This window comes from Saccharothrix violaceirubra, from assembly GCF_014203755.1.
Lineage (GTDB): Bacteria > Actinomycetota > Actinomycetes > Mycobacteriales > Pseudonocardiaceae > Actinosynnema > Actinosynnema violaceirubrum.
In genome coordinates this window covers 6,670,410-6,691,784 of sequence record NZ_JACHJS010000001.1, presented here as the reverse complement: position 1 = coordinate 6,691,784, position 21,375 = coordinate 6,670,410, and the positions used below count along the sequence as shown (strand labels likewise).

22 protein-coding genes are annotated in these 21,375 nt (G+C 71.6%); 12 read left to right on the top strand and 10 right to left on the bottom strand.

The genetic code is table 11. The annotated features are described in order from the left end of the window. The first annotated feature begins 1 nt into the window (after position 1). From F4559_RS30915 to F4559_RS30905, 3 genes are all read left to right on the top strand, one after another. Positions 2–454, top strand: a complete 453-nt coding sequence (locus F4559_RS30915; RefSeq protein WP_184674624.1) for a DUF3180 domain-containing protein — start codon at positions 2–4, stop codon at positions 452–454. A gap of 84 nt (positions 455–538) precedes the next feature. Next, positions 539–811, top strand: coding sequence for a hypothetical protein (locus F4559_RS30910; RefSeq protein WP_184674623.1), 273 nt, complete (start codon positions 539–541; stop codon positions 809–811). Positions 812–938: 127 nt separating this feature from the next. Continuing rightward, on the top strand, positions 939–2,525 hold the full coding sequence (locus F4559_RS30905; protein ID WP_184674622.1) for a DUF6779 domain-containing protein: 1,587 nt from the start codon (positions 939–941) through the stop codon (positions 2,523–2,525). 117 nt (positions 2,526–2,642) lie between these two features. Here the strand turns inward: F4559_RS30905 and F4559_RS30900 are convergent, their stop codons facing one another. The 3 genes from F4559_RS30900 to F4559_RS30890 all read right to left on the bottom strand — a co-directional run bounded on the left by F4559_RS30900 (position 2,643) and on the right by F4559_RS30890 (position 5,191). After that, positions 2,643–3,707 (bottom strand): NADH-quinone oxidoreductase subunit D, encoded by a 1,065-nt coding sequence (locus tag F4559_RS30900; protein WP_184674621.1) that lies wholly within the window; start codon positions 3,705–3,707, stop codon positions 2,643–2,645. 17 nt (positions 3,708–3,724) lie between these two features. Continuing rightward, entirely contained in the window at positions 3,725–4,171 is a 447-nt protein-coding gene (locus F4559_RS30895; RefSeq protein WP_184674620.1) for a DUF1203 domain-containing protein, read from the bottom strand. A 114-nt stretch (positions 4,172–4,285) separates the two neighbouring features. After that, positions 4,286–5,191 (bottom strand): SAM-dependent methyltransferase, encoded by a 906-nt coding sequence (locus tag F4559_RS30890; RefSeq protein ID WP_184674619.1) that lies wholly within the window; start codon positions 5,189–5,191, stop codon positions 4,286–4,288. Positions 5,192–5,263: 72 nt separating this feature from the next. Here F4559_RS30890 and F4559_RS30885 point away from each other — a divergent pair, with 72 nt between their 5' ends. The 5 genes from F4559_RS30885 (at position 5,264) to F4559_RS30865 (ending at position 9,533) form a co-directional block, all read left to right on the top strand. Beyond that, complete coding sequence (locus tag F4559_RS30885) at positions 5,264–6,388, top strand: PrsW family intramembrane metalloprotease (RefSeq protein WP_184676395.1); 1,125 nt, start codon at positions 5,264–5,266, stop codon at positions 6,386–6,388. 87 nt (positions 6,389–6,475) lie between these two features. Beyond that, a complete protein-coding gene (locus F4559_RS30880; protein WP_184674618.1) occupies positions 6,476–7,369 on the top strand; it encodes a Rossmann-like and DUF2520 domain-containing protein in 894 nt (297 codons plus the stop codon). Next, positions 7,366–8,256, top strand: coding sequence for a pantoate--beta-alanine ligase (panC, locus tag F4559_RS30875; RefSeq protein WP_184674617.1), 891 nt, complete (start codon positions 7,366–7,368; stop codon positions 8,254–8,256). Before F4559_RS30880 ends, panC begins: the two co-directional genes overlap by 4 nt. 11 nt (positions 8,257–8,267) lie before the next feature. Beyond that, positions 8,268–8,735 carry an aspartate 1-decarboxylase gene (gene panD, locus F4559_RS30870; protein WP_184674616.1) on the top strand — a complete coding sequence of 156 codons (468 nt, stop codon included), beginning with the start codon at positions 8,268–8,270 and terminating at the stop codon, positions 8,733–8,735. A 12-nt stretch (positions 8,736–8,747) separates the two neighbouring features. Beyond that, positions 8,748–9,533, top strand: coding sequence for a type III pantothenate kinase (locus F4559_RS30865; RefSeq protein ID WP_184674615.1), 786 nt, complete (start codon positions 8,748–8,750; stop codon positions 9,531–9,533). Between the two features lie 3 nt (positions 9,534–9,536). On the opposite strand, the gene F4559_RS30860 is transcribed toward F4559_RS30865, so the two are convergent. Beyond that, positions 9,537–10,286: a class I SAM-dependent methyltransferase gene (locus F4559_RS30860; protein WP_312865904.1), complete on the bottom strand. Its 750-nt coding sequence runs from the start codon at positions 10,284–10,286 to the stop codon at positions 9,537–9,539. Positions 10,287–10,360: 74 nt separating this feature from the next. Between F4559_RS30860 and lysS the strand changes: the two genes are divergently transcribed. After that, positions 10,361–11,872, top strand: a complete 1,512-nt coding sequence (gene lysS / locus F4559_RS30855; RefSeq protein ID WP_184674613.1) for a lysine--tRNA ligase — start codon at positions 10,361–10,363, stop codon at positions 11,870–11,872. A 127-nt stretch (positions 11,873–11,999) separates the two neighbouring features. Beyond that, positions 12,000–12,347 carry a histone-like nucleoid-structuring protein Lsr2 gene (locus F4559_RS30850; RefSeq protein WP_184674612.1) on the top strand — a complete coding sequence of 116 codons (348 nt, stop codon included), beginning with the start codon at positions 12,000–12,002 and terminating at the stop codon, positions 12,345–12,347. A 305-nt stretch (positions 12,348–12,652) separates the two neighbouring features. Here the strand turns inward: F4559_RS30850 and F4559_RS30845 are convergent, their stop codons facing one another. After that, complete coding sequence (locus F4559_RS30845; protein WP_184674611.1) at positions 12,653–13,456, bottom strand: (2Fe-2S)-binding protein; 804 nt, start codon at positions 13,454–13,456, stop codon at positions 12,653–12,655. Positions 13,457–13,783: 327 nt separating this feature from the next. On the opposite strand from F4559_RS30845, the gene F4559_RS30840 reads away from it, so the two are divergent. Together F4559_RS30840 and F4559_RS30835 are read left to right on the top strand one after the other, a co-directional pair. Then, positions 13,784–16,345, top strand: a complete 2,562-nt coding sequence (locus F4559_RS30840) for an ATP-dependent Clp protease ATP-binding subunit (RefSeq protein WP_184674610.1) — start codon at positions 13,784–13,786, stop codon at positions 16,343–16,345. A 95-nt stretch (positions 16,346–16,440) separates the two neighbouring features. After that, positions 16,441–17,439 (top strand): endonuclease/exonuclease/phosphatase family protein, encoded by a 999-nt coding sequence (locus F4559_RS30835; protein ID WP_184674609.1) that lies wholly within the window; start codon positions 16,441–16,443, stop codon positions 17,437–17,439. On the opposite strand, the gene F4559_RS30830 is transcribed toward F4559_RS30835, so the two are convergent. From F4559_RS30830 to F4559_RS30810, 5 genes are read right to left on the bottom strand one after another with little or no spacing between them, the layout of a single operon-like run. Continuing rightward, positions 17,393–18,199 carry an SIR2 family NAD-dependent protein deacylase gene (locus F4559_RS30830; protein WP_184674608.1) on the bottom strand — a complete coding sequence of 269 codons (807 nt, stop codon included), beginning with the start codon at positions 18,197–18,199 and terminating at the stop codon, positions 17,393–17,395. The two genes, F4559_RS30835 and F4559_RS30830, sit on opposite strands and share 47 nt — an antisense overlap. 5 nt (positions 18,200–18,204) lie before the next feature. Then, complete coding sequence (locus tag F4559_RS30825) at positions 18,205–18,513, bottom strand: antibiotic biosynthesis monooxygenase family protein (RefSeq protein WP_184674607.1); 309 nt, start codon at positions 18,511–18,513, stop codon at positions 18,205–18,207. Positions 18,514–18,523: 10 nt separating this feature from the next. After that, complete coding sequence (locus F4559_RS30820) at positions 18,524–19,990, bottom strand: M1 family metallopeptidase (RefSeq protein ID WP_184674606.1); 1,467 nt, start codon at positions 19,988–19,990, stop codon at positions 18,524–18,526. 12 nt (positions 19,991–20,002) lie between these two features. Continuing rightward, positions 20,003–20,488, bottom strand: a complete 486-nt coding sequence (locus F4559_RS30815) for a 2'-5' RNA ligase family protein (RefSeq protein ID WP_184674605.1) — start codon at positions 20,486–20,488, stop codon at positions 20,003–20,005. A 1-nt stretch (position 20,489) separates the two neighbouring features. Further along, positions 20,490–21,359, bottom strand: coding sequence for an iron-sulfur binding domain-containing protein (locus F4559_RS30810; RefSeq protein ID WP_184674604.1), 870 nt, complete (start codon positions 21,357–21,359; stop codon positions 20,490–20,492). Positions 21,360–21,375: the final 16 nt, after the last annotated feature.

The following is a 21,375-nucleotide window of genomic DNA, read 5'->3' as shown; positions in this document are numbered from 1 at the left end:
AGTGAGGTTCACCAGGCCCCGCGACCTGCTCGCCGTCGCCCTGCTCGCCGGTCTTGTCGCGCACGCGTTGTTGAACTGGGTGTACGACACGTTGCCGCCCCTGCCCACGTTCGCCGGGTTCACCCTGCTGGTGATCGCCGCGACGGACCTGGCGCTGGCGTTCCCGCTGCGGGCCCGGATCCGCCGGGTGCCGGGTACCCGACCCGTGGCACCGTTGACGGCCGCACGCGCGGTGGTGCTGGCCAAGGCGTCGTCGGTGCTGGGCGCGATGATGGGCGGCGCGTGGGCCGGGGCGTTGCTCTACGTGCTGCCCGTGCGCGAGGAGTTCGACGCCGCCGGGCACGACGTTGTGAGCGCGCTGGTCGGCCTGGGCTGCGCCGCGGCCCTCGTGGGTGCGGGGCTGTGGTTGGAGCACTGCTGCAAGACACCCGATGACTCACGCGGTGAGAGCTGATCTCCGACGGACTTCTTCGAGTGGACCTCGGAGGAATTTGCCCGGCAAGCCCGATTTCGGTGATCTTTGACGTAAAATCGCCGTGTGTTCAGGTACGGGCGTTGGAAGACCTCGTGGCGCACCCTCGGGGTGATGGCGCTGAGCGGCGCACTGTTCGCGCTCGGCGTTTTCCTGATGGTCCACCTGTGGCCCGGCTACCTGCCGGGTCGGTACTCCCCGGAGTTCTCCCGCATCCTCCTGTCCTTCGTCATGATCTTGTTCGGCGGGCTCGGCTGCTGGGTCGGCATCGTCGACCTGGAGTGGGGTCGGCCCGGGAGGCACTCGGTCGAGCGGCGAACGGCCGTCGACGTATCGTGACCTGGCCGTCGCGGTCCGCACCCGCCGCTGTCGGAACGTCGCCGCGCGGTGACGGACTATTCCCGAATGGACTGCGGAACTCCGACTCCGAGGTCTCGATCGGATAACCGCCGGGTACCGTAGTCCCATGACCGGGCGAGGTACGTCACAGGGCGACCGTCACGATCGCGGGCGTGGGTTCGCGCGGCTGCTGCTGGTCGCGGCGCTCGGCTTGGCGCTCGTCGCGGCGGCGGTGCTGGTGCTCAGCGACAACGCCCGGTGGCTCCGGCTGGCCGTGGTGTCCGCGCTGTGGGCCGCGCTCGTCGGCGCGTTCCTCGCCGCCCGGTACCGGCGGCAGGCGGCCGAACGCGACCACGAGGTCGCCGACCTCCAGTCCGTCTACGAGCTGGAGCTGGAACGCGAGGTCGCCGCCCGGCGCGAGTACGAGCTGGAGCTGGAGACCGAGACCCGCAAGCGCGTCCGCGAGGAGTCCCAGGACGACCTGACGGCGTTGCGCGAGGAGTTGCGCGCGTTGAAGGAGAACCTGGAGGTCCTCCTCGGCGGCGAGGTGCTCGTCGAACGCGTGGCGTTGCGCGCCGAGGCGACCCGGATGCGGTCGCTGTCGGACCAGTCCCGGCTGCTGCCGGCCGTCGACCAGCGCGTGATCACCGCCGCACCGGTCGCCAAGAAGGCGGACCCGCCGGTCGAGCGCACCGAGCTGATCGAACGCGTCGCGGCCGAGGCCGCGCGCAAGGAGCAGGTGCGGCGTCCCGAACCCGCCCGCCCGGAGCCCGTGCGCCGCGAACCGGCCCGTGCCGCCGCCCCGCAGCGTCCTGCCGCCCCGCAACGGCCCGCCGCGCCCCGACCCGAGTCGACCGAACGCGTCACCCGCGCGGACCTCGCCGACCGCCTCGACCCGGCCGCCGGCGCGACCAGGGTGGACGTCCGCCCGGCCGCCGAGGAACCCCGCCGCGAGACACCGGCCAGGCCGGCCGAGCAGGCCCGCCGACCCGACCCCGTGCCCGGCCAGGTCCGCCGCACCGAGCCCGCCCGTGAACCCGCCCGCCCCGAATCCCGCCGCCCGGAACCGGCCCGCGCCGAACCGACTCGCGCCGAACCGGTCCGCGCCGAGGCCGTCCGCCCCGAACCCGCACGCGCGGAAGCCCCGAAGCCCGAGCGACGAAGCCGGGTCGCCGAACGCACCGCGATGATCAACCCGCTGTCCGAGGCGGACGTCGCCCGCCGGCCCGAGCAGCCGGCCGCGCGCCGTGCGGAGGAGAGCGGTTACCGCGAACCCGTCCGCCCGACCGCGCGGACGACCGCACCCGCACCCCGCCGGCTCGCCGACGATCCCGCCTACGGCGCTCCTCGCCGTCCGGCTGAGGAGAGCGGTTACCGGGCGCCCGTGGCACCGAAGCCCGCGGAACAACGCCGTCCGGCCGAGGACAGCGGCTTCCACCAGGTGCCCCCGCGTCGGACCGCCGCCGAGGAGAGCGGTTACCGGGCGCCCGTGGCACCGAAGCCCGCCGAACAACGCCGTCCGGCCGACGACAGCGGCTTCCACCAGGTCCCGTCGCGGCGGACCGCCGAGGACCGGGTGGTCGAGGGTGGTCATCGGCGGGCCGAGTCTCCCGAGCCGAGCGGTGCGCATGCGGACGGCAAGTCGGTGAGTGAGTTGCTCGCCGCGTTCGGTGGCGCCGACTCGCCGCGTCGCCGTCGCCGTCGCGAGGACTGACCGGCGGGTTCCGTCGCGGCGGACCGCCGAGGACCGGGCGGTCGCCTGCGGGCCGGAACGGTGTGCACGCGGACGGCAAGTCGGTCAGCGAGTCGCCCGCCGCCTGAACCGACCGTCCTACTTGTCGATGTCGCCGACGACCACGGCGAACGAGCCCAGCACGGCCGGCAGGTCGTCGACCCGGGTGCCGGGCAGCAGGGCCGACAACGCCTGCACGTTGTTGAACGACGGCGTACGCAGCTTGAGCCGCCACGGCGTCTTCTCGCCCCGTGACGCGAGGTGGACGCCGGACGTGCCCAACGGTGCCTCGACCCACGTGTAGACCGAACCCTCGGGGGCCTTGACCGCCTTGGGCAGACGCAGGTTCACCGGCCCGCCGGGCAGCAGGCCGACCAGCGTGCGGACCAGCGTCCTGGACTGCCCGACCTCGTCGACCATGGTGCGCACGCGGGCGTGCGCGTCGCCGTCGGAGCGCACGACCGGTGTGAAGCCGAGGTCGCGGTAGGCGGGCAACGGGTCGTCGCGGCGCAGGTCGAAGTCCACTCCGGACGCCCGGCCGATCGGCCCGGTGACGCCGTGGCCCAGGGCGGCTTCCCGGCTCAGCACGCCGAGTCCGGCCAGCCCTTCCGGCACGGTGCCGACGTCCACTGTGGACAGTGCGTCGAGCGTGCGGTCCACCCAGCCGGCGGGCACGTCCTCGCGCAGTCCGCCGATCCGGTTGAACATGAAGTGGACGCGCCCGCCCGACGCCTCCTCCAGCACGGTCTGCACGGCCTCACGACCCCGTGCCCCGGTGATCGGGGCGAGGAAGACGACGTGCGCCACGACCCGGTTGACCTCGCACAGGATCGCGCGCAGCACCTGGGCGCGCGGCGGCACGTCCATGCCCGTCATGCGTTCGACGGCCAGCGCGACGGCCAGCTCGTTGCAGAACGCGGCCAGCCAGTCGTGCCGGTTGGCCAGGGTCAGCACCTGTCGGTAGTCACGCACCTCGAAGAGCTTCTCGGCGCCGCGGTGGAGGTGGCCGACGAGCGGCTCGGCGGCCGTGATGACGGAGTCGTCGCGCACGGTGAGCCGAAGTCGGTAGGCGCCGTGCGCCGAGGGGTGCAGGGGGCCGAGGTCGACGACCCGGTCGACGCCGAGATGTCGCGCACCGGCCCCCACGCCGACGGTGATCTGCACGCGCCCATGCTCGCATGTCAGCCGGGCGTCACCGCGAACAGGAAGCACCCGTGCGAAGCGCTGCGCACCTGGACCTCGACGACCGCGGGGTCGTCGAGCATGCGGGCGAGTTCCGCGTCCAACGACCCGACCTCCACGACCCGACCGCCCTCGATCCGCCCCTCCGGCCCGTAGGCCCGGAAAACCCGGGGCGAATGCCGGAACGCCTCGGGGAACACGTCGTCCCGGTCGAGCCCACCGCACGGCTCCGCGTGCACGAACACCGGTCCCAGCTCCGCATAGGGCCCGGTCCCGGCCGTGGGCGAGTACCGGAACAACACGACGGCCTCCCCTTCGCCGGCCCGCCGCAGACAACAACGCAACGGCGCCCCCACGGCCTCGTCACGCAACTCGTGGAACTCGTCCACCCCCGCCGACGCCCGCGCCCGCTCGACCACGGCTTCGGGCAACGCATGAATTCGCATACCCCCACCCTCTTCCCCACCCCCAGGGAACGCCGGCGGTCTTCAGCCCTCAAACCCGCGAGTTATACGTTCGGACACCGCGAAATGTGCATTCAGGCACCCTCGATCGGGTGATCAGGGCACCCACGCCGGCAACGGCGGCAGCGGCATCGGGATCTCGCGGGCGTGCAACAACCACCCGAACGCCCCCAGCCCCGGGATCGCGCGCAGTTCCGCCACCCGACCCGCACGGGCCGCGGAGTCCAGCCAGGCCATGCCCGCGCCGGCCGGCGCGGAAGCCCCCACGCCCAACGCCTCCAACGCGTCACGCTGCGACACGAGCATGTAAGGCTCCCCGGCCGCCTCCGCGCAGGCGTCCAACGCCACGTGCGCCGTCAGATCGCACGACCCGTCGAACACCGGCTCGATCTGCCGCCCCGCCCGGTAGGCCGCGAACGTCCCCGACGCGTACCGCCCCGCCGCCCTGTCCGCCAGCAGGTGCCCGTAGTCCACCGCCAACGCCGCCCCGCGCACCCGTGCCACCGCGTCCGCCCAAGCCTCGTCACGCGGCCGGCCCACCTCGGCCGACCACCCCGGTCGCAACGGCCACCACCGCCGCACCCACGGGTCCGCGCACGGCCACGACACGAGCGGGCACGGGATGGCGTCCAGCCATTCGTGCCCGACGAGCAGCCCGGTCACCGAGCGCGGCAGGTCGGCGGTCCACTCCACGCCCGGCACGGCACGCGGGGGACCGACGTCCACGGCCGTCACGACCAGCCGGTCCGCCAGTCGGCTCGGAGCCAGTCGGCGGATCGCGCCCGAGAGTTCACCGCCGCCCGCACCCACGTCCACGAAGTCCAACCGCGCCGGCCGGCCGAGGGCGGCGTCCACCCGTTCCAGCAGTACGAGCAGCGCCTCGGCCAGTTCCGGACCCACCAGGGGCGCCGTGCGGAAGTGGTCGACGGGCCGCTCGCCGAGCGTGAAGAACCCCGACGGGCCGTACAACGCGGCACGCCAAGCGGCTTCCGAGTCCCGCATGCGTGAAGTGTCCCTTTAAGGTTGCCCACTGTGACCGACACCCGCCCGCGCTTCGACCGACGCCGCATCACCGTGCTGCTGCCGGTGCTGTTCCTGATCGTGCTCGGCGTGTGCGGGATCGTCCTCTTCAGCCTGGGCACGTCCAAGATCGGCCTCGGTCCGATCCTGGTCGGCGCGGTCGCCGCGCTGCTGCCGGTCGCCGCCGTGATCGGCACCTGCCTGTGGGTGGACCGCTGGGAGCCCGAGCCCGCGAAGATGCTGCTGTTCGCGTTCGCCTGGGGTGCGTGCGGCGCGACGATCACCTCGCTGGTGTTCAACCAGACCGCGCACGTGCTCGGCGACCTGATCAACGGCGACGGCGCCACGTTCGCCGCCGTGCTGGGCGCGCCGATCGTCGAGGAGGCCACCAAGGCCGCCTTCGTGCTCGTGCTCTACCTGCGCCGGCGCGACGAGTTCGACGGCGTGGTCGACGGCATCGTCTACGCGGGCGTCACGGCCGCGGGCTTCGCGTTCACCGAGAACATCTACTACTTCGCCCGGGTCTTCTCGGTCAGCGGTTTCGGCGACCTGTCCAACGGCGTGGTCGCGCTGTTCATCCTGCGCGGCGTGCTCAGCCCGTTCGCGCACCCGCTGTTCACGTCCCTGACCGGCATCGGGATCGGGATCGCGGCGACGCTCGACCGGCGCGGCATCCGGATCGCCGCGCCGATCCTGGGCTACCTGGGCGCGGCCGGCCTGCACTCGCTGTGGAACTTCTCCACGACGGTCGGCACCGGCTCGACGTTCATCAACCTGTACTTCCTGATCATGGTCCCGGTGTTCGCCGCCATGGTGGCCCTGGTCGTGTGGCAACGCCGCCGCGAGCAGCGGATCGTCGCCGGCCAACTGCCCGGCATGGCGCAGGAGCGCTGGATCGCGGCGAGCGAGGTCTCCCTGCTGGCCAGCCTCCAGGGTCGGCGGGCGTGGCGGCGGCGGGTCAAGCGCAAGGTCGGCGACCAGGCGGCCCGGGCCGTGGCCGGCTACCAGGTGGCCGCGACCGAACTGGCCTTCCTGCGCCACCGCATCGCCGCCGGCACGGCCGGTGCCGACGCCGACCAGCGGCACGAACGGCTGCTCGCAGCCCTTGTCGCCGCACGGAAAGCCGCCGTGGAGGCACCGGGTGCGCTCAAGGCCGCCGGTGGTGTTCGTCGCAGTTGACGGCCGCGTCGGATACGCCGGATTACGCTCGGGAGCGTCGTCCGGTACCCGGCATAGGGACTGGAACGCCTGAAGGAGCTACGTCGCATGGACGCGACCCCCCGCCCCGCGCGGTTGGCCGTCGGGGTGATCTCGGCGGGCCGGGTCGGCTCGGTGCTCGGCGCCGCGCTCGCCCGCTCGGGCCACCTCGTCGCCTCGGTGTCCGCTGTCTCGCGCGACTCGCTGTGCCGGGCCGAGGAGCTGCTGCCCGACGTCCCCGTCCTCCCGCCGCCCGACGTGGCCGCGTCCGCCGACCTGGTGCTGCTGGCCGTGCCCGACGACGAACTCGCCGGTCTCGTGCGCGGTCTGGTCGCCACCGACTCGGTCCGGCCCGGACAGATCGTCGTGCACACGAGCGGCGCGCACGGCGTCGAGGTCCTGGCGCCCGCCGCGCGGGCCGGCGCGCTGTGCGTGGCCCTGCACCCGGTGATGACGTTCACCGGGCGTTCCGAGGACGTCCAACGCCTCACCGCCTGCTCGGTCGGCATCACCGCGGCCGACGGCGACGAGGCGGCCTGGCACGTGGGCGAGGCGCTCGTCGTGGAGATGTCCGCCGAGCCCGTGCGCGTGCCCGAGACGGCCCGCCCGCTCTACCACGCGGCCCTGGCGCACGGCGCCAACCACCTGATCACGCTGGTCGCCGACTGCGCCGACACGCTGCGCGCGGCCGGTGTCCAGGACGCCGAACGCGTGCTCGGCCCGCTGCTCTCGGCCGCGCTGGACAACGTGCTGCGGCACGGCGACCGCGCGCTCACCGGCCCGGTCGCCCGGGGCGACGCGGGCACCGTGGCCAAGCACCTCGCCGTGCTCGCCGACTCGCCGACCCTGCCCGCCTACCGGGCGCTGGCCCGGCGCACGGCCGACCGCGCGTCGGCCGCCGGGCTGCTCAAGGCCGACCTGGCCGCCGATGTCCGCTCCACCCTCGACGAGGAACAGGCATGACGAAGCCGCTCTCCAAGGACGACTACGCGCCGAACGACGTCACGGTGCACCGCGACCCCGCCCGGCTCGCCCGGGTGGTCGCCGCGTTGCGCGCGGCCGGGCGCAACATCGCGCTCGTGCCCACGATGGGCGCGTTGCACGCGGGCCACCGCAAGCTGATCCGCGAGGCGCACGTCATGCAGAACACCGTGGTCGTGGTGTCGATCTTCGTGAACCCGACCCAGTTCGGCGCCGGCGAGGACTTCGAGCGCTACCCGCGCACGCTCGACGCGGACGTGGACATCTGCCGCGAGGAACGCGTCGGCCTGGTGTTCGCGCCCGAGCCGGCCGACATGTACCTGCCCGGCAGCACGGTCACGCTGGACCCCGGACCGCTCGGCGGCGAGCTGGAGGGCGCGTCCCGGCCCGGCCACTTCGCGGGCGTGCTGACCGTCGTGGCCAAGCTGTTCAACATCGTGCGGCCGAACTACGCGGTGTTCGGCGAGAAGGACTACCAGCAGCTCACGCTGATCCACCGGATGGCACGCGACCTGGACTTCCCGACCGCGGTGGTGGGCGTGCCGACCGTGCGCGAGCACGACGGCCTGGCGTTGTCGTCGCGCAACCGCTACCTGTCCGCGGCCGAGCGGGAGACCGCGACCGCGCTGTCGGCCGCGCTCGTCGCCGGCGCGCACGTCAGCGGGCAGGGCGGCGACGCCGTGCTGCGCGTCGCCGGCGAGACGCTGGCGAGCGTCCCGGGCGTCGAGGTGGACTACCTGGAGCTGCGCGCCCCGGACCTGGGACCGGCCCCGGAGAACGGCGACGCGCGCCTGCTCGTCGCCGCCCGGGTCGGCGGGACCCGCCTGATCGACAACATCGCCGTGCTGCTCGGCACCGGCGACGAGTGAGGGGGACACCGATGTTCCGCACCATGCTCAAGTCGAAGATCCACCGGGCCACCGTCACCCAGGCGGACCTGCACTACGTCGGTTCGGTCACCGTCGACGAGGACCTGATGGCGGCGGCCGACCTGCTGCCCGGCGAGCAGGTCGCGATCGTGGACGTGACCAACGGCGCCCGCCTGGAGACCTACGTGATCCCCGGCGAGCGCGGGTCGGGCGTGATCGGCATCAACGGTGCCGCCGCGCACCTGGTCAAGCCCGGCGACCTGGTCATCCTCATCTCCTACGGGCAGATGGACGACCTGGAGGCCCGCGTGTACGAGCCCAAGGTCGTGTTCGTGGACGCGGACAACCGGGTCGTGGACCTCGGCGTCGACGCCGCGCACGCGCCCGCCGGCTCCGGCCTGCTCAGCGGCGCGGTCACGGCGTCGTCGGAGACCGAGGACGCCGCCGCGCTCGACGCGCTCATCCAGGCCGAGAACTAGGGGAGGGGCGTCGTGCTGCTCGCCATCGACGTCGGCAACACCAACATCGTCCTGGGCCTGTACGAGGGTTCCGGCGACAAGGCCGAGCTGCTCCGCGACTGGCGGATGCGCACCGACGCGCGGATGACCGCCGACGAGCTGGCGCTGACCATGCGCGGCCTGCTCGGCGAGTACGCCGACAAGATCACCGGCATCTCGGCGCTGTCGACCGTGCCCGCCGTGCTCCGCGAACTGCGCGTGATGCTCGGCCGGTACTACTCGTCCGTGCCGAAGGTGCTGGTCGAGCCGGGTGTGAAGACCGGTGTGCCGCTGCTGGTCGACAACCCCAAGGAGGTGGGCTCGGACCGGGTGATCAACACCCTGGCCGCGCACCACCTGTACAGCACCGCGTGCGTGGTGGTCGACTTCGGCACGTCCACGAACCTGGACGTGATCTCGGCCAAGGGCGAGTTCCTCGGCGGCGCGTTGGCGCCGGGCATCGAGATCTCGGTCGACGCGCTGGCCGCGCGCGCCGCCCAGCTCCGCAAGGTCGAGCTGGTCCGGCCCCGGTCGGTGATCGGCAAGAACACCGTCGAGTGCCTCCAGTCGGGCATCGTCTACGGCTTCGTGGGCCAGGTCGACGGCCTGGTCCGGCGGATCGTCGACGAGTTGCACGCCACCGAGCCGGGCGACGTGACGATCATCGCGACCGGCGGCCTGGCGCCGCTGGTGGTGTCCGAGTCGGCGACGATCCAGACCCACGTGCCCGACCTGACCCTGCTGGGCCTGCGCCTGGTGTTCGAGCGCAACCTGCGGTGATCCTCAGCGGCGGACGAGTCGCCACACGTCGCTGACGTGCGGCACGTCGAACTCGCCGGACGCGGTCGCGGGTTCGGCCGCCAGGAACGCCCGGACCCGCTCCTCGTAGGCCTGTCTGACCTCGGGCGGGCTCACGAGGAGCTTCGAGTGCGTGCCGAGCATCGCGACGAGCGTGTCCGCCGTGCGCCGCAGGACGTGCCGGAACCGCCGTTGCGCGCCGTCGTGGAACAGTTCGTGCTCGGGGACGTCCTCGGTCGGCGTGGTCCCCGCCGGCAGGCCCTCGGTGTGCCGGGGGAACCGGGCCACCCAGTCGACGTCCTCGTCCCAGTCGTTCCACAGCGCCGCCAGCACGCCGCCGGGGCGCAGCACACGGGCGATCTCGGCCAGCGCCCGGTCCGGGTCGAACCAGTGGAACGCCTGGCCGACCAGGACGGCGTCCACGGTCGCGGCGGGCAGCGGGATGCGCTCGGCGGTGCCGGGCAGGGCGCGGACGCCGCCGTGCCGGCGCACGAGTTCGGAGAGCATGGCCTCGTCGGGTTCGACGGCGGTCACCCGGTGGCCTTCGGCGAGGATGCCGCCGGCGAGCTTGCCGGTGCCCGCGCCGAGGTCGAGCACCTCGTGCCGGCCGGCGCCCAGCGGGGCGAGCGCCCAGCGGACGGCGGCGGCGGGGTAGTCCGGTCGGTGTTCGGCGTAGGCGTGCGCGTGCGCACCGAAGGAGCCGGCCCGTCGTGCGCGCAGGTCGTCACTCGTCACCAACCACACCCTAGCGAGGCGGACGCGGTATCCGGTTGGATCACGGCGACCTCCTTTCCGTACCCTTCCCCTTCGTGAGCGAGCAGATCCCGGCCGGTACCGCGACCAGCGACGACGATCTTCCCGAGCAGCTGCGGGTCCGCCGGGAGAAGCGGGCCAGACTGCTCGACCGGGGCGTCGACCCGTACCCGGTCGAGGTGCCCCGCACGCACACGTTGCGCGAGGTGCGCGAGGCCCACCCCGACCTGGAGCCGGACACCGCGACCGGCACGGTCGTCGGCGTCACCGGCCGCGTCATGTTCGTCCGCAACACGGGCAAGCTGTGCTTCGCCACGCTGCGCGAGGGCGACGGCACCGAACTCCAGGCGATGCTCAGCCTCAACGGCGTCGGCGAGCAGGCCCTGGCCGACTGGAAGTCCGACGTCGACCTCGGCGACCACGTGTTCGTGCACGGTGAGGTCATCACGTCCCGGCGCGGCGAGTTGTCGGTGATGGCGGACTCGTGGCAGTTGGCCGCGAAGGCGTTGCGACCGCTTCCGGTCGTGCACAAGGAGTTGGCCGAGGAAACCCGCATTCGGCAGCGCTACGTCGACCTCATCGTCCGTGAACAGGCCCGGAACACCGTGCGCAACCGGGCCGCCGTGGTCCGTTCGCTGCGCGACTCGTTCCACCGCCGCGGATTCGTCGAGGTCGAGACCCCGATGTTGCAGACGCTGCAGGGCGGCGCCTCCGCGCGACCGTTCACGACCCGGTCGAACGCCCTCGACATCGAGCTGTTCCTGCGCATCGCGCCGGAGCTGTACTTGAAGCGCTGCGTGGTCGGCGGAATCGAGAAGGTCTTCGAGATCAACCGCAACTTCCGCAACGAGGGTATGGACTCGTCGCACTCGCCCGAGTTCTCCATGCTGGAGTACTACGAGGCGTACGCGACCTACGACACGAACGCCGTGCTCACCCGTGAACTCGTGCAGGAAGCCGCCTTCGCGATCGCCGGTTCGCATGTGGTGACGTTGGCCGACGGCACCGAGTACGACCTCGGCGGCGAGTGGACGACGTTGCGCATGTACGACTCGCTCTCGGACGCCGTGGGCGAGCCGGTCACGCCGGAGACGCCCGCGGACCACCTGCGTGTGCTGGCCGACAAGGCGGGCCTGGAGACCGATCCCAAGCTGGGCCACGGGAAGCTCGTCGAAGTGTTGTGGGAGCACCTGGTGGGCGACCACCTGCACGCTCCCACGTTTGTCCGCGATTTCCCGGTCGAGACGTCGCCGCTGACCCGTCAGCACCGCACCGAACCGGGTGTGGCGGAAAAGTGGGACCTCTACGTGCGCGGATTCGAGTTGGCCACCGGCTACTCCGAACTCGTGGACCCCGTGGTCGAGCGGGAGCGGCTGGAAGCGCAGGCCAGGTTGAGCGCCCAGGGCGACGTCGAGGCGATGCCGGTCGACGAAGACTTTCTGCGATCGCTGGAGTACGGAATGCCACCGACCGGTGGCGTGGGAATGGGCATCGACCGACTGCTGATGGCCATCACCGGCCTGGGGATCAGGGAGACCATCCTGTTCCCGTTGGTGCGACCCGAGTAGTGGGACCTGAATGAAGTAACGTCTCGGGCTCCGGTAGGCGCATTCGCGTACTTGTGCGCTAACCTGCACTCGCCAATGCTTGTCGCGGTCGGGGAACAACCGCGCATTCGAGTCCAGGAGGATACGCATGGCGCAGAAGGTCACCGTGACCCTGGTCGACGACCTGGACGGCGGTAAGGCCGAGGAGACGGTCGGCTTCGGATTGGACGGCGTGTCCTACGAGATCGACCTTTCCGCCGGCAATGCGGGCAGGCTGCGCGACGCGCTCGCCGACTTCGTCGCCGGTGCCCGCAAGGCGGGTGGTCGCAAGCGCGGCCCGGGACGACCGGCGGGCGTGAAGGCCGCGCGTCCCGCTTCGGCGGACCGCGAGCAGAACCAGGCGATTCGGGAGTGGGCGCGCAAGCAGGGGATGAAGGTCTCCGATCGCGGTCGCATCCCCGCCGAGGTGCTGGAGTCGTACCACCAGCAGGGCTGACCGGGGACGTGGCCGCCGCCACGGCGAATACGTCGAACGGCGAAGGGGTGTCGGATTTCTCCGGCACCCCTTCGCCGTTCCCGGGCACCTCCCGGCGGAAGATCCTTTCCGGCTGATCGCGGTCGTCCTGCTCCGAATGGAGTCGCCGACTTACCGCGCGTGCGGAACGCCGATGTTTTGTCGGCCGGCCGGTTTCGTGCGCAACCGACGGCCGTACCCCCTATAGGAGCGGTCGAATCCCGCTCGGGCCGCACATCCGGGTGAACGGGCGGGCGGAACGGATACGGCGTCACAAAACCCCGGTCTCAGCGGACGCGCGGGCAGGTGACGCACTCCTGGGCGCCCGGCAGCACGTAGTGGAAGCAGCAGCTCTCGCGCCGTCGGGTCCACTCGCCGTCCACCGTGCGCAGCGTCGTGGCCGAGGTGAACGGCTCCAGCTTCGCGGGCAGCAGCAGCGCCGCGTCCGCCACGCCGGACGTCTCGTCGCCGAGCAGTCGACCGGCCGTCCACGCCGCGCTGTCGAGGGCGTCCGTGGCGCCCGCCCACAGCGTGCGGCGGCCGAGCCGGACCGTGGGGCCGTACGCCGACACGAAGGCCGCCGCGTGCGCGGCGAAGCGGGCCCGCATGAGGTCCGCCAGTGCCCGCTCGCAGCCGACGACGGTCGCGTCCGCGTGGTCCGAGGCGGGGTCCTCGGCCAGGCAGGCGAACCCCTCGGCGAGCAGGGCGACGCCGACCAGGTGCGGCCGGCCGGTGCCGGCGATCCGCACGGCGACGTCGTCCGGTCGCAGCGACGGCACGCGGCGCGCGGCGTGGAAGAGCAGGCCGCCCGCGAGGCCGACGACGTTGAGGTACCAGCCCATGACGTACCCGGCCGTGGTCCGCTCGGGCGCGGAGCCGTACTCGGCGCGCAGCCAGTCGGCGAGGAGGTCGCGCCAGGCCGTGAAGCGGTCCGGTTCGGTGAACAGCTCGGCCGAGGTGACCCAGCCGTCGCGTTGCTCCGGCAGGCCGTGACGCACCTCGAACGTCCCGGCCGCGTGCGCGACGCCGGCCAGCGTGTCCGCGACGGGTGAGCGCGCGTCGCGCGCCGTCACCTTCGTCGGTACCGTCATCACCAGAGAGTCCTTGGAACTGGAGTCGTATGAGGCTTGCCTAACCTTACCGAGGTTTGCCTTACTCGCAGCGTGGTGTGACGGCGCTCACCTCCGATGTCGCCGAATGGCTGATTGTTCGCGGTCAGCGGACAGGGTCGTCTTCGCGGAATCTGCCTGGCAGATCACGCGTTGGAGCCGGTGTCCGGGATCTCCGGCGTCGACAGGCTGCGATCGGGAACTGAGAGTGTCGGAGCCGACGACTACAGTGGTCCCACGGTGCCGCGCTCTCCACGGTCAGCCTGTGGTGAGCCCGAGGACCGCCGGCGCAGCAGTCAGGGAGTGCGAATGTTCGAGAGGTTCACCGACCGCGCGAGGCGGGTGGTTGTCCTGGCCCAGGAAGAGGCCCGGATGCTCAACCACAACTACATCGGCACCGAGCACATCCTCCTGGGCTTGATCCACGAGGGTGAAGGTGTCGCCGCCAAGGCGCTGGAGTCGTTGGGGATCGCGCTGGAGGGCGTCCGCCAGCAGGTCGAGGAGATCATCGGCCAGGGTCAGCAGGCCCCTTCGGGACACATCCCCTTCACCCCGCGCGCCAAGAAGGTGCTGGAGCTGTCGCTGCGCGAGGCGTTGCAGCTCGGCCACAACTACATCGGCACGGAGCACATCCTCCTCGGCCTGATCCGCGAGGGCGAGGGCGTCGCGGCCCAGGTCCTGGTCAAGCTGGGTGCCGACCTCAACCGGGTCCGCCAGCAGGTGCTCCAGCTCCTGTCCGGCTACTCGACCGGCAAGGAGCCCGCCGAGTCCGGCGGTCGCAGCGAGGGCACGCCGTCCTCGTCGCTGGTGCTCGACCAGTTCGGCCGCAACCTCACCGCGTCCGCGCGGGAGGGCAAGCTCGACCCGGTCATCGGTCGCACCAAGGAGATCGAGCGGGTCATGCAGGTGCTGTCCCGCCGCACCAAGAACAACCCGGTGCTGATCGGCGAGCCCGGCGTCGGCAAGACCGCCGTCGTCGAGGGCCTGGCGCAGATGGTCGTCAAGGGCGAGGTGCCCGAGACGCTCAAGGACAAGCAGCTCTACACGCTGGACCTCGGCTCCCTGGTCGCGGGCTCGCGTTACCGCGGCGACTTCGAGGAGCGCCTGAAGAAGGTGCTCAAGGAGATCCGTACGCGCGGGGACATCATCCTGTTCATCGACGAGATCCACACGCTCGTCGGCGCGGGTGCCGCCGAGGGTGCGATCGACGCCGCGTCGATCCTCAAGCCGATGCTCGCCCGCGGCGAGCTCCAGACCATCGGCGCGACCACGCTCGACGAGTACCGCAAGTACGTCGAGAAGGACCCCGCGCTGGAGCGCCGCTTCCAGCCGATCCAGGTCGGCGAGCCGTCGCTGGAGCACACGATCGAGATCCTCAAGGGTCTGCGCGACCGCTACGAGGCGCACCACCGCGTCTCGATCACCGACTCCGCACTGGTGGCGGCGGCGACGCTCGCGGACCGCTACATCAACGACCGGTTCCTGCCGGACAAGGCGATCGACCTGATCGACGAGGCGGGCGCGCGGATGCGCATCCGCCGGATGACCGCGCCGCCGGACCTGCGCGAGTTCGACGAGAAGATCGCCGACGTGCGGCGCGACAAGGAGTCCGCGATCGACGCGCAGGACTTCGAGCGCGCCGCCAAGCTCCGCGACGCGGAGAAGCAGCTCCTGGGCCAGAAGGCCGAGCGGGAGAAGCAGTGGAAGGACGGCGACCTCGACGTCGTCGCCGAGGTGGACGACGAGCAGATCGCCGAGGTGCTGGCGAACTGGACGGGCATCCCGGTCTTCAAGCTCACCGAGGAGGAGACCTCGCGTCTGCTCCGCATGGAGGACGAGCTGCACAAGCGGATCATCGGCCAGGTCGACGCGGTCAAGGCCGTGTCGCAGGCGATCCGCCGCACCCGCGCGGGCCTGAAGGACCCCAAGCGCCCGTCGGGCTCGTTCATCTTCGCCGGCCCGTCCGGTGTCGGTAAGACCGAGCTGTCGAAGGCGCTGGCGAACTTCCTGTTCGGCGAGGACGACGCCCTGATCCAGATCGACATGGGCGAGTTCCACGACCGGTACACGGCGTCGCGCCTGTTCGGCGCCCCTCCCGGCTACGTCGGCTACGAGGAGGGCGGCCAGCTCACCGAGAAGGTGCGCCGCAAGCCGTTCTCGGTGGTGCTGTTCGACGAGATCGAGAAGGCCCACAACGAGGTCTACAACACGCTGCTCCAGGTCCTGGAGGACGGCCGCCTGACCGACGGTCAGGGCCGCACGGTCGACTTCAAGAACACCGTGATCATCTTCACGTCCAACCTGGGCACGTCCGACATCAGCAAGGCCGTCGGCCTGGGCTTCGCCTCGGGGCAGGACACCGCGTCCAACTACGAGCGCATGAAGAACAAGGTCAACGACGAGCTGAAGAAGCACTTCCGGCCCGAGTTCCTCAACCGCATCGACGACATCATCGTCTTCCACCAGCTCACGCAGGACGAGATCATCAAGATGGTGGACCTGATGATCGCCCGCGTCGAGGCGCAGTTGAAGAACAAGGATATGGCGATCGAACTCACCGATCGCGCCAAGAAGCTGCTGGCCAAGCGCGGTTTCGACCCGGTGCTGGGCGCCCGTCCGCTGCGTCGGACGATCCAGCGCGAGATCGAGGACCAGCTGTCGGAGAAGATCCTGTTCGGCGAGATCCAGCCGGGCCAGATCATCATCACCGACGTCGAGGGCTGGGACGGCGGCGAGAAGGAGCCCGACGACAAGGCCCACTTCGTCTTCCGCGGCGAGTCCAAGCCGTTCACCGTGCCGGACAGCCCGCCGGTCGACCTGGCGGCCTCGTCGGGTTCCGACAAGGGCGACTCGGACACCGAGTCCGCCTGATCACCTGATCGGACGAAGTGCCCCCCGCCTTCGGGCGGGGGGCACTTTTTCGTCGGTCCCGGCGGGGAAGGCGATCTTCCGGGCAGACTGGAAACGTGAACCGGCGTCGGGTGGGGTCCTGGGCATTGGGTGCGGCGGCGGGATTGTTCGTCGTCTTCGGCGGGGTGCGATTGCTCGGGATCGACGGCGGGCAGCACCTGTTGGCCCTGACCTCGTTGACCCCTTATGTGCTGATTGTCGGCATTGTCCTGGGCGTGATCGCCCTGGTGGTCCGGAAATGGGTCGTCGCGGCGGTGACGCTCCTGTTGTCGGCGGTTCTCGTGGGCGCGGTCGTGCCCAGGGCGTTCGCGGACGGGGCCGAGCGGGTGGACGGCCGGGAAGTGCGGATCATGTCGGCCAACCTGATGGTCGGCAAAGCCGTGGCCGAGGACGTGGTCCGGGTGGTCGCGAGCCAGGACGTCGACATCCTCACGATGCAGGAATTGACCCCCGCCATGGTGAAGGACTTCGAGCGCGCCGGACTCGACCGCTTCCTGCCCTACCGGGTCTTCCTGGACGAACCGGGAGGTTCGGGGTCGGGTATCGCTTCACGCCACCCGCTCACGCGGAAAGACCTGACCGGTCCGAGCACCATGCGCCAGGCCGGTGCCGTGGTCGACCTGCCGGGAACGGACGTGGAAATCCTGTCGGTCCACCCGCTGCCCCCGGTGGTGGGCGACAGCGCCGAACACTGGCAGCGCGACATGGACGGCCTGCCCAGAAGAGATTCGGCCAGAAGGGATTCGGCCAGAAGGGATTCGGCCGGTCCGATCCGGATCCTGGCGGGCGACTTCAACGCCACCCTCGACCACGCGGGCCTGAGGAGGCTGCTGGACAGCGGCTACGTCGACGCCGCCGACCGGACCGGGCACGGCCTGACGCCCACCTGGCCCGCCGACGGCTCGTGGCTGCCGCCGGTCACCATCGACCACGTCCTGGCCGACGACCGCTGCCAGGTGCTCGACTACGCGGTGTTCGACATCGCGGACACCGACCACCGCGCGATCGTCAGCCGACTGGTCGTGCCGTCGGCACCAGGTCGGCCAACGCCGTGAGCGCCTCCAGCGCACCCATGGCCAGCGACACCCCGCGTCCGTGCCGGATCTCGGGCTCGCGCGGGTTGATCCTGATCAACGCCCCGGAGGCGGCCGACGCCAGCTCGGCCTGACGCCGCACGGTCGGCACCGCCTGCCCCGCCCCGAGTTCGAGCACCACCAGGTTCCGCGCGCCACGCCGCCACGCGGTGAAGTCGTCCAGGGCCCGCTGCGAAGGTCCGCCGACCCACGCCCAGTCGCCGAACATCAGGATGTTCGGCCGGGCCAGTCCGCCGCAGTTGCGGCACGCCGGCAGCGGCGACTCGGCCCGCATTGTCGACAAATCGACCACCACGTCGACGTCGTCCGCCGGCCACACGTCGTCCGTGCACGGCTCGACGCACTGGAGGTGGTGGATCGACCCGTGCACCTCGGCCACGTCGGTGAACCCGGCCCGCTGGAACTGGCCGTCCACATTGGACGTGAACACCCGCGCGCCCCAGCCGTGCAGCACCGCGAACCCGGCATGCGGCACGGTCCGGCGGTACAGCTCCAGCCGGTGCCCGTAGAAACCCCAGGCCAACGTGGGGTCCTCGACGAAGTGCACCGGATCGGCCAGCTCCTCGAACCGCAGCCCGAGGCGCTCGTAGGGCGGGTACGCCCGCCAGAACCCGGAGCCGCCGCGGAAGTCCGGCAGCCCCGAGTCGACACCCATCCCGGCGCCGGCGCACACGAGCAGCGCGTCGGCGCCGGCGATCAGCCCGGCCGCGCGGTCGAGCACGGGCGTCAGGGCTTCGGCGTGGAGCTGAGCACGACCTCGAACTCCAGCAGGTCGGCGCCGGTCGCCACGGGCTTGGCCCGCTCGCCCGCGTGCGCCGCCTGCCCGCTGCCCTCGCGCCACGCCTGGAACGACGCGTCGTCCTCCCACTGCGTCACGACGAAGTACCGCGTGTCGCCGGCCACCGGCCGCAGGAGCTGGAAGCCCAGGAAACCGGGGGAGGAGTCCACCGCGCCGAGCCGGGCGGCGAACCGCTTCTCGAGCTCCTCGCCGGAGCCCTCGGGCACGTGGATTGCGTTGATCTTCACGACTGCCATGCCGCCCAGCCTAACGACGCAGCGGACCGGGCCACAGGTACTCGTCCGCGGGAACCCCGTCACCCCGGAACCAGGCCGCGAAGAACCCGTCCAGGTCACGTCCGGCGGTCTCGGCGGCGTACTTCTCGAACTCCGGCCACGACGCGTTGCCGCCGGTGTGCTTGGCGACCCACCCCTTGAGGATGCGGTCGAACGCGTCGTCGCCCACGTACCTGCGCAGGGCGTGCAGGGCCAACGGCCCCTTGTCGTACACGGCCTTGAACTCGTTGCCCGCGCCCATGTCGTAGAGCTTGTGCTTCCAGGACTTGTCGCTGCGCTTCTCGACGTCCGCGCGGTACGCGGCGTCGAGGTCGGCGCCGTTCTTCGCCTCGTCCCACAGCCACGACGCGTAGCTGGCGAAGCACTCGTTCAGGCAGATGTCCGCCCAGGTGTCCACGGTCACCGAGTCGCCGAACCACTGGTGCGCGTTCTCGTGCACGACCGTGTCCAGGTCGGCCCACGCCGCGTAGATCGGCCGGGTCTGGGTCTCCAGCGAGAACCCGATCCGGTCGGACAGGAAGATCCCGCCCGCCGCGTCGAACGGGTACGGCCCGAACTTCCCGGCCAGGAACTCCAGCACCTCGGGCAGCCGTTCGCCCAGTTCGGTCCGCTTCTCGGCGCCCGGCGCGTACGCGTGCACGATCTCGACGCCGTTCGCGGTCGACTTCTCGATCCGCCACCGGTCGATCGCGATCGTGGTGAGGTAGGTGGCCATGGGCGTCTCGGCGTCCCACCGGACCGTGGTCCTGCCGGCCGCGGTCGTGGTCTCGCCGAGCCGGCCGTTCGACACCACCGACCACCCCTCGGGCACGGTCGCCACCAGGTGGAACGACGCCTTGTCGCGCGGCGTGTCGTTGGCCGGGAACCACGTCGTCGCCGAGTGCGGCTCGCCCGCCGCGAACGCGCCGCCGGACGCCGAGATCTGCCAGCCGTTCGAGCCGAGCGCCTTCTCGGGGAACAGCCCGGGTTCGCCGCCGTAGGCGACCTCGACGGTGAACCGCGTGCCGGTCGGGATCGGTGCCGCGGGTGTCACGACCAGTTCGTGGTCGCCCTCCTGGCGGAACCGGGCCGCCGTGTCGGCGACCTCCACCTCGGACACCGTCAGCCGGTAGAGGTCGAGGTTGAACCCGGTCAGGTCGGCCGTCGCGGTGGCGGTGACCCTGGTCCGGCCGTCGAGGCGCTTGGTCTCCGGGTCGTACTCGACGGTCACGTCGTAGCGCTCGACGTCGTACCCGGCGTTGCCGTCGGTCGGGTAGTACGGGTCGCCCGCGCCGTCGGCGCCCGGCAGTCCCGTCGCCGGTGCGGCCGTGGTGGTGGTCGCCGCGGCCGGGCGCGACTCGTCCGACGACGGGATCCGCCACACCACCACGCCCACCGTCACCAGGGCCAGCACGGCGACGACCGCCAGCGCCGGACGGGTCTTCCGACTCACTGCCATGCCGCCATGATGCTACGTCCGGCGGAGCACCTCGATCGTGGCCGTCTGCGTATCCACAATGGACACTTCGCGGGCGCGGGCGCGGATCGGTTCGACGGGGTGCAGCTCGGCGAACGCGGCGGCCACCGCGGCCTCGTCCGCCTCGGCGAGCAGCGTGCAGTGCGGCACCCAGTTGCCCGGCAGGTAGTAGGCGCTGGGGTGCTTCACCCGACCCGCCAGCACGTCGTGGACCGCCGAGTGCAGGGCCAGCAGTTCCGTGTCCACCACGGCGCCCAGGTGCAGGGTGTTCGGGAACGAGCCGAGCGTGTGCAGCCACAGGTCCGGCAACCACAGCCGGGACAGGTCCTCGCGCAGCTCGGCGCGGACCTTGGGGCCGATGGTCCCGGCGATGGCGTAGGTCAGGTGCGGCGGGTACGGGAACGTCGCGCCGATCCGCCGCCACAGCTCCCGCACGCGGGCGTCGGCCTCCTCGTCGAAGAACACCACGAGCGCGTGCACGTCAGTGCTCCCCGGGCAGGGCGAACAGCCCGCCCGCCGTCTGCTCGACGAGCCCGTCCACGAGCAGCGAGTCCAGGCACCGGTCCCGCTGGCCGGCGTCGTGCCACACGACGTCCAGCCGGGCCTTCGCCACGGGTTCGACCGTGCCGCGCAGCACGTCCAGCAGCAGGCCGCGCACCTGCCGGTCGGTGCCCGCGAACTTCTGCACGGCCTTGGCCGGGCCGGCGTACGCGGGCCGTCCGGCGCGCTGCCACGCGCAGTCCTCGATCACCGGGCAGTCCGCGCACTTGGGCGTGCGCGCCGTGCAGACCAGCGCGCCGAGTTCCATCAACGCGGCCGAGTACACGTCCGCCTTCTCGTCGGGCAGCAGCGCCTCGACGTCGCGCAGGTCTTTCGTGGTGGACGGCGGACCGGCGTCGCCGGCGCCGTGCACGGCCCGCGCCACGACCCGGCGCACGTTGGTGTCCACGACGGGAACGCTTTGCCCGTAGGCGAAAGCCGCGACCGCGCGTGCCGTGTACGCGCCGATGCCGGGCAACGCCAGCAGCGTGTCCACGTCTTCGGGCACCACGTCGTCGTGCTTGTCGGCGATCGCCTTCGCGGCCTCGTGCAGGCGCAGGGCGCGGCGCGGGTAGCCGAGCTTGCCCCACGCCCGCAGCACTTCGCCCTGCGACGCGGCGGCCATCGACGACGGCAGCGGCCAGCGTTCGAGCCATGACCGCCACACGGGTTCGACCCGGGCGACGGGCGTCTGCTGGAGCATGATCTCGCTGACCAGCACTCCCCATGCGGTGCACTCGGACCGACGCCACGGCAGATCCCGCGCGGTGTCGGTGAACCAGTCGATGAGGACGTCGGCATCCAGGCTCATGGCGGGTGCCAGTGTC

Coding starts and splice junctions, on each gene's coding strand:
- F4559_RS30905 (WP_184674622.1), top strand. CDS start 939: ATGACCGGGCGAGGTACGTCACAGGGCGACCGTCACGATCGCGGGCGT.
- F4559_RS30895 (WP_184674620.1), bottom strand. CDS start 4,171: ATGCGAATTCATGCGTTGCCCGAAGCCGTGGTCGAGCGGGCGCGGGCG.
- F4559_RS30890 (WP_184674619.1), bottom strand. CDS start 5,191: ATGCGGGACTCGGAAGCCGCTTGGCGTGCCGCGTTGTACGGCCCGTCG.
- F4559_RS30880 (WP_184674618.1), top strand. CDS start 6,476: ATGGACGCGACCCCCCGCCCCGCGCGGTTGGCCGTCGGGGTGATCTCG.
- panC (WP_184674617.1), top strand. CDS start 7,366: ATGACGAAGCCGCTCTCCAAGGACGACTACGCGCCGAACGACGTCACG.
- panD (WP_184674616.1), top strand. CDS start 8,268: ATGTTCCGCACCATGCTCAAGTCGAAGATCCACCGGGCCACCGTCACC.
- F4559_RS30850 (WP_184674612.1), top strand. CDS start 12,000: ATGGCGCAGAAGGTCACCGTGACCCTGGTCGACGACCTGGACGGCGGT.
- F4559_RS30845 (WP_184674611.1), bottom strand. CDS start 13,456: ATGACGGTACCGACGAAGGTGACGGCGCGCGACGCGCGCTCACCCGTC.
- F4559_RS30840 (WP_184674610.1), top strand. CDS start 13,784: ATGTTCGAGAGGTTCACCGACCGCGCGAGGCGGGTGGTTGTCCTGGCC.
- F4559_RS30825 (WP_184674607.1), bottom strand. CDS start 18,513: ATGGCAGTCGTGAAGATCAACGCAATCCACGTGCCCGAGGGCTCCGGC.
- F4559_RS30820 (WP_184674606.1), bottom strand. CDS start 19,990: ATGGCAGTGAGTCGGAAGACCCGTCCGGCGCTGGCGGTCGTCGCCGTG.
- F4559_RS30810 (WP_184674604.1), bottom strand. CDS start 21,359: ATGAGCCTGGATGCCGACGTCCTCATCGACTGGTTCACCGACACCGCG.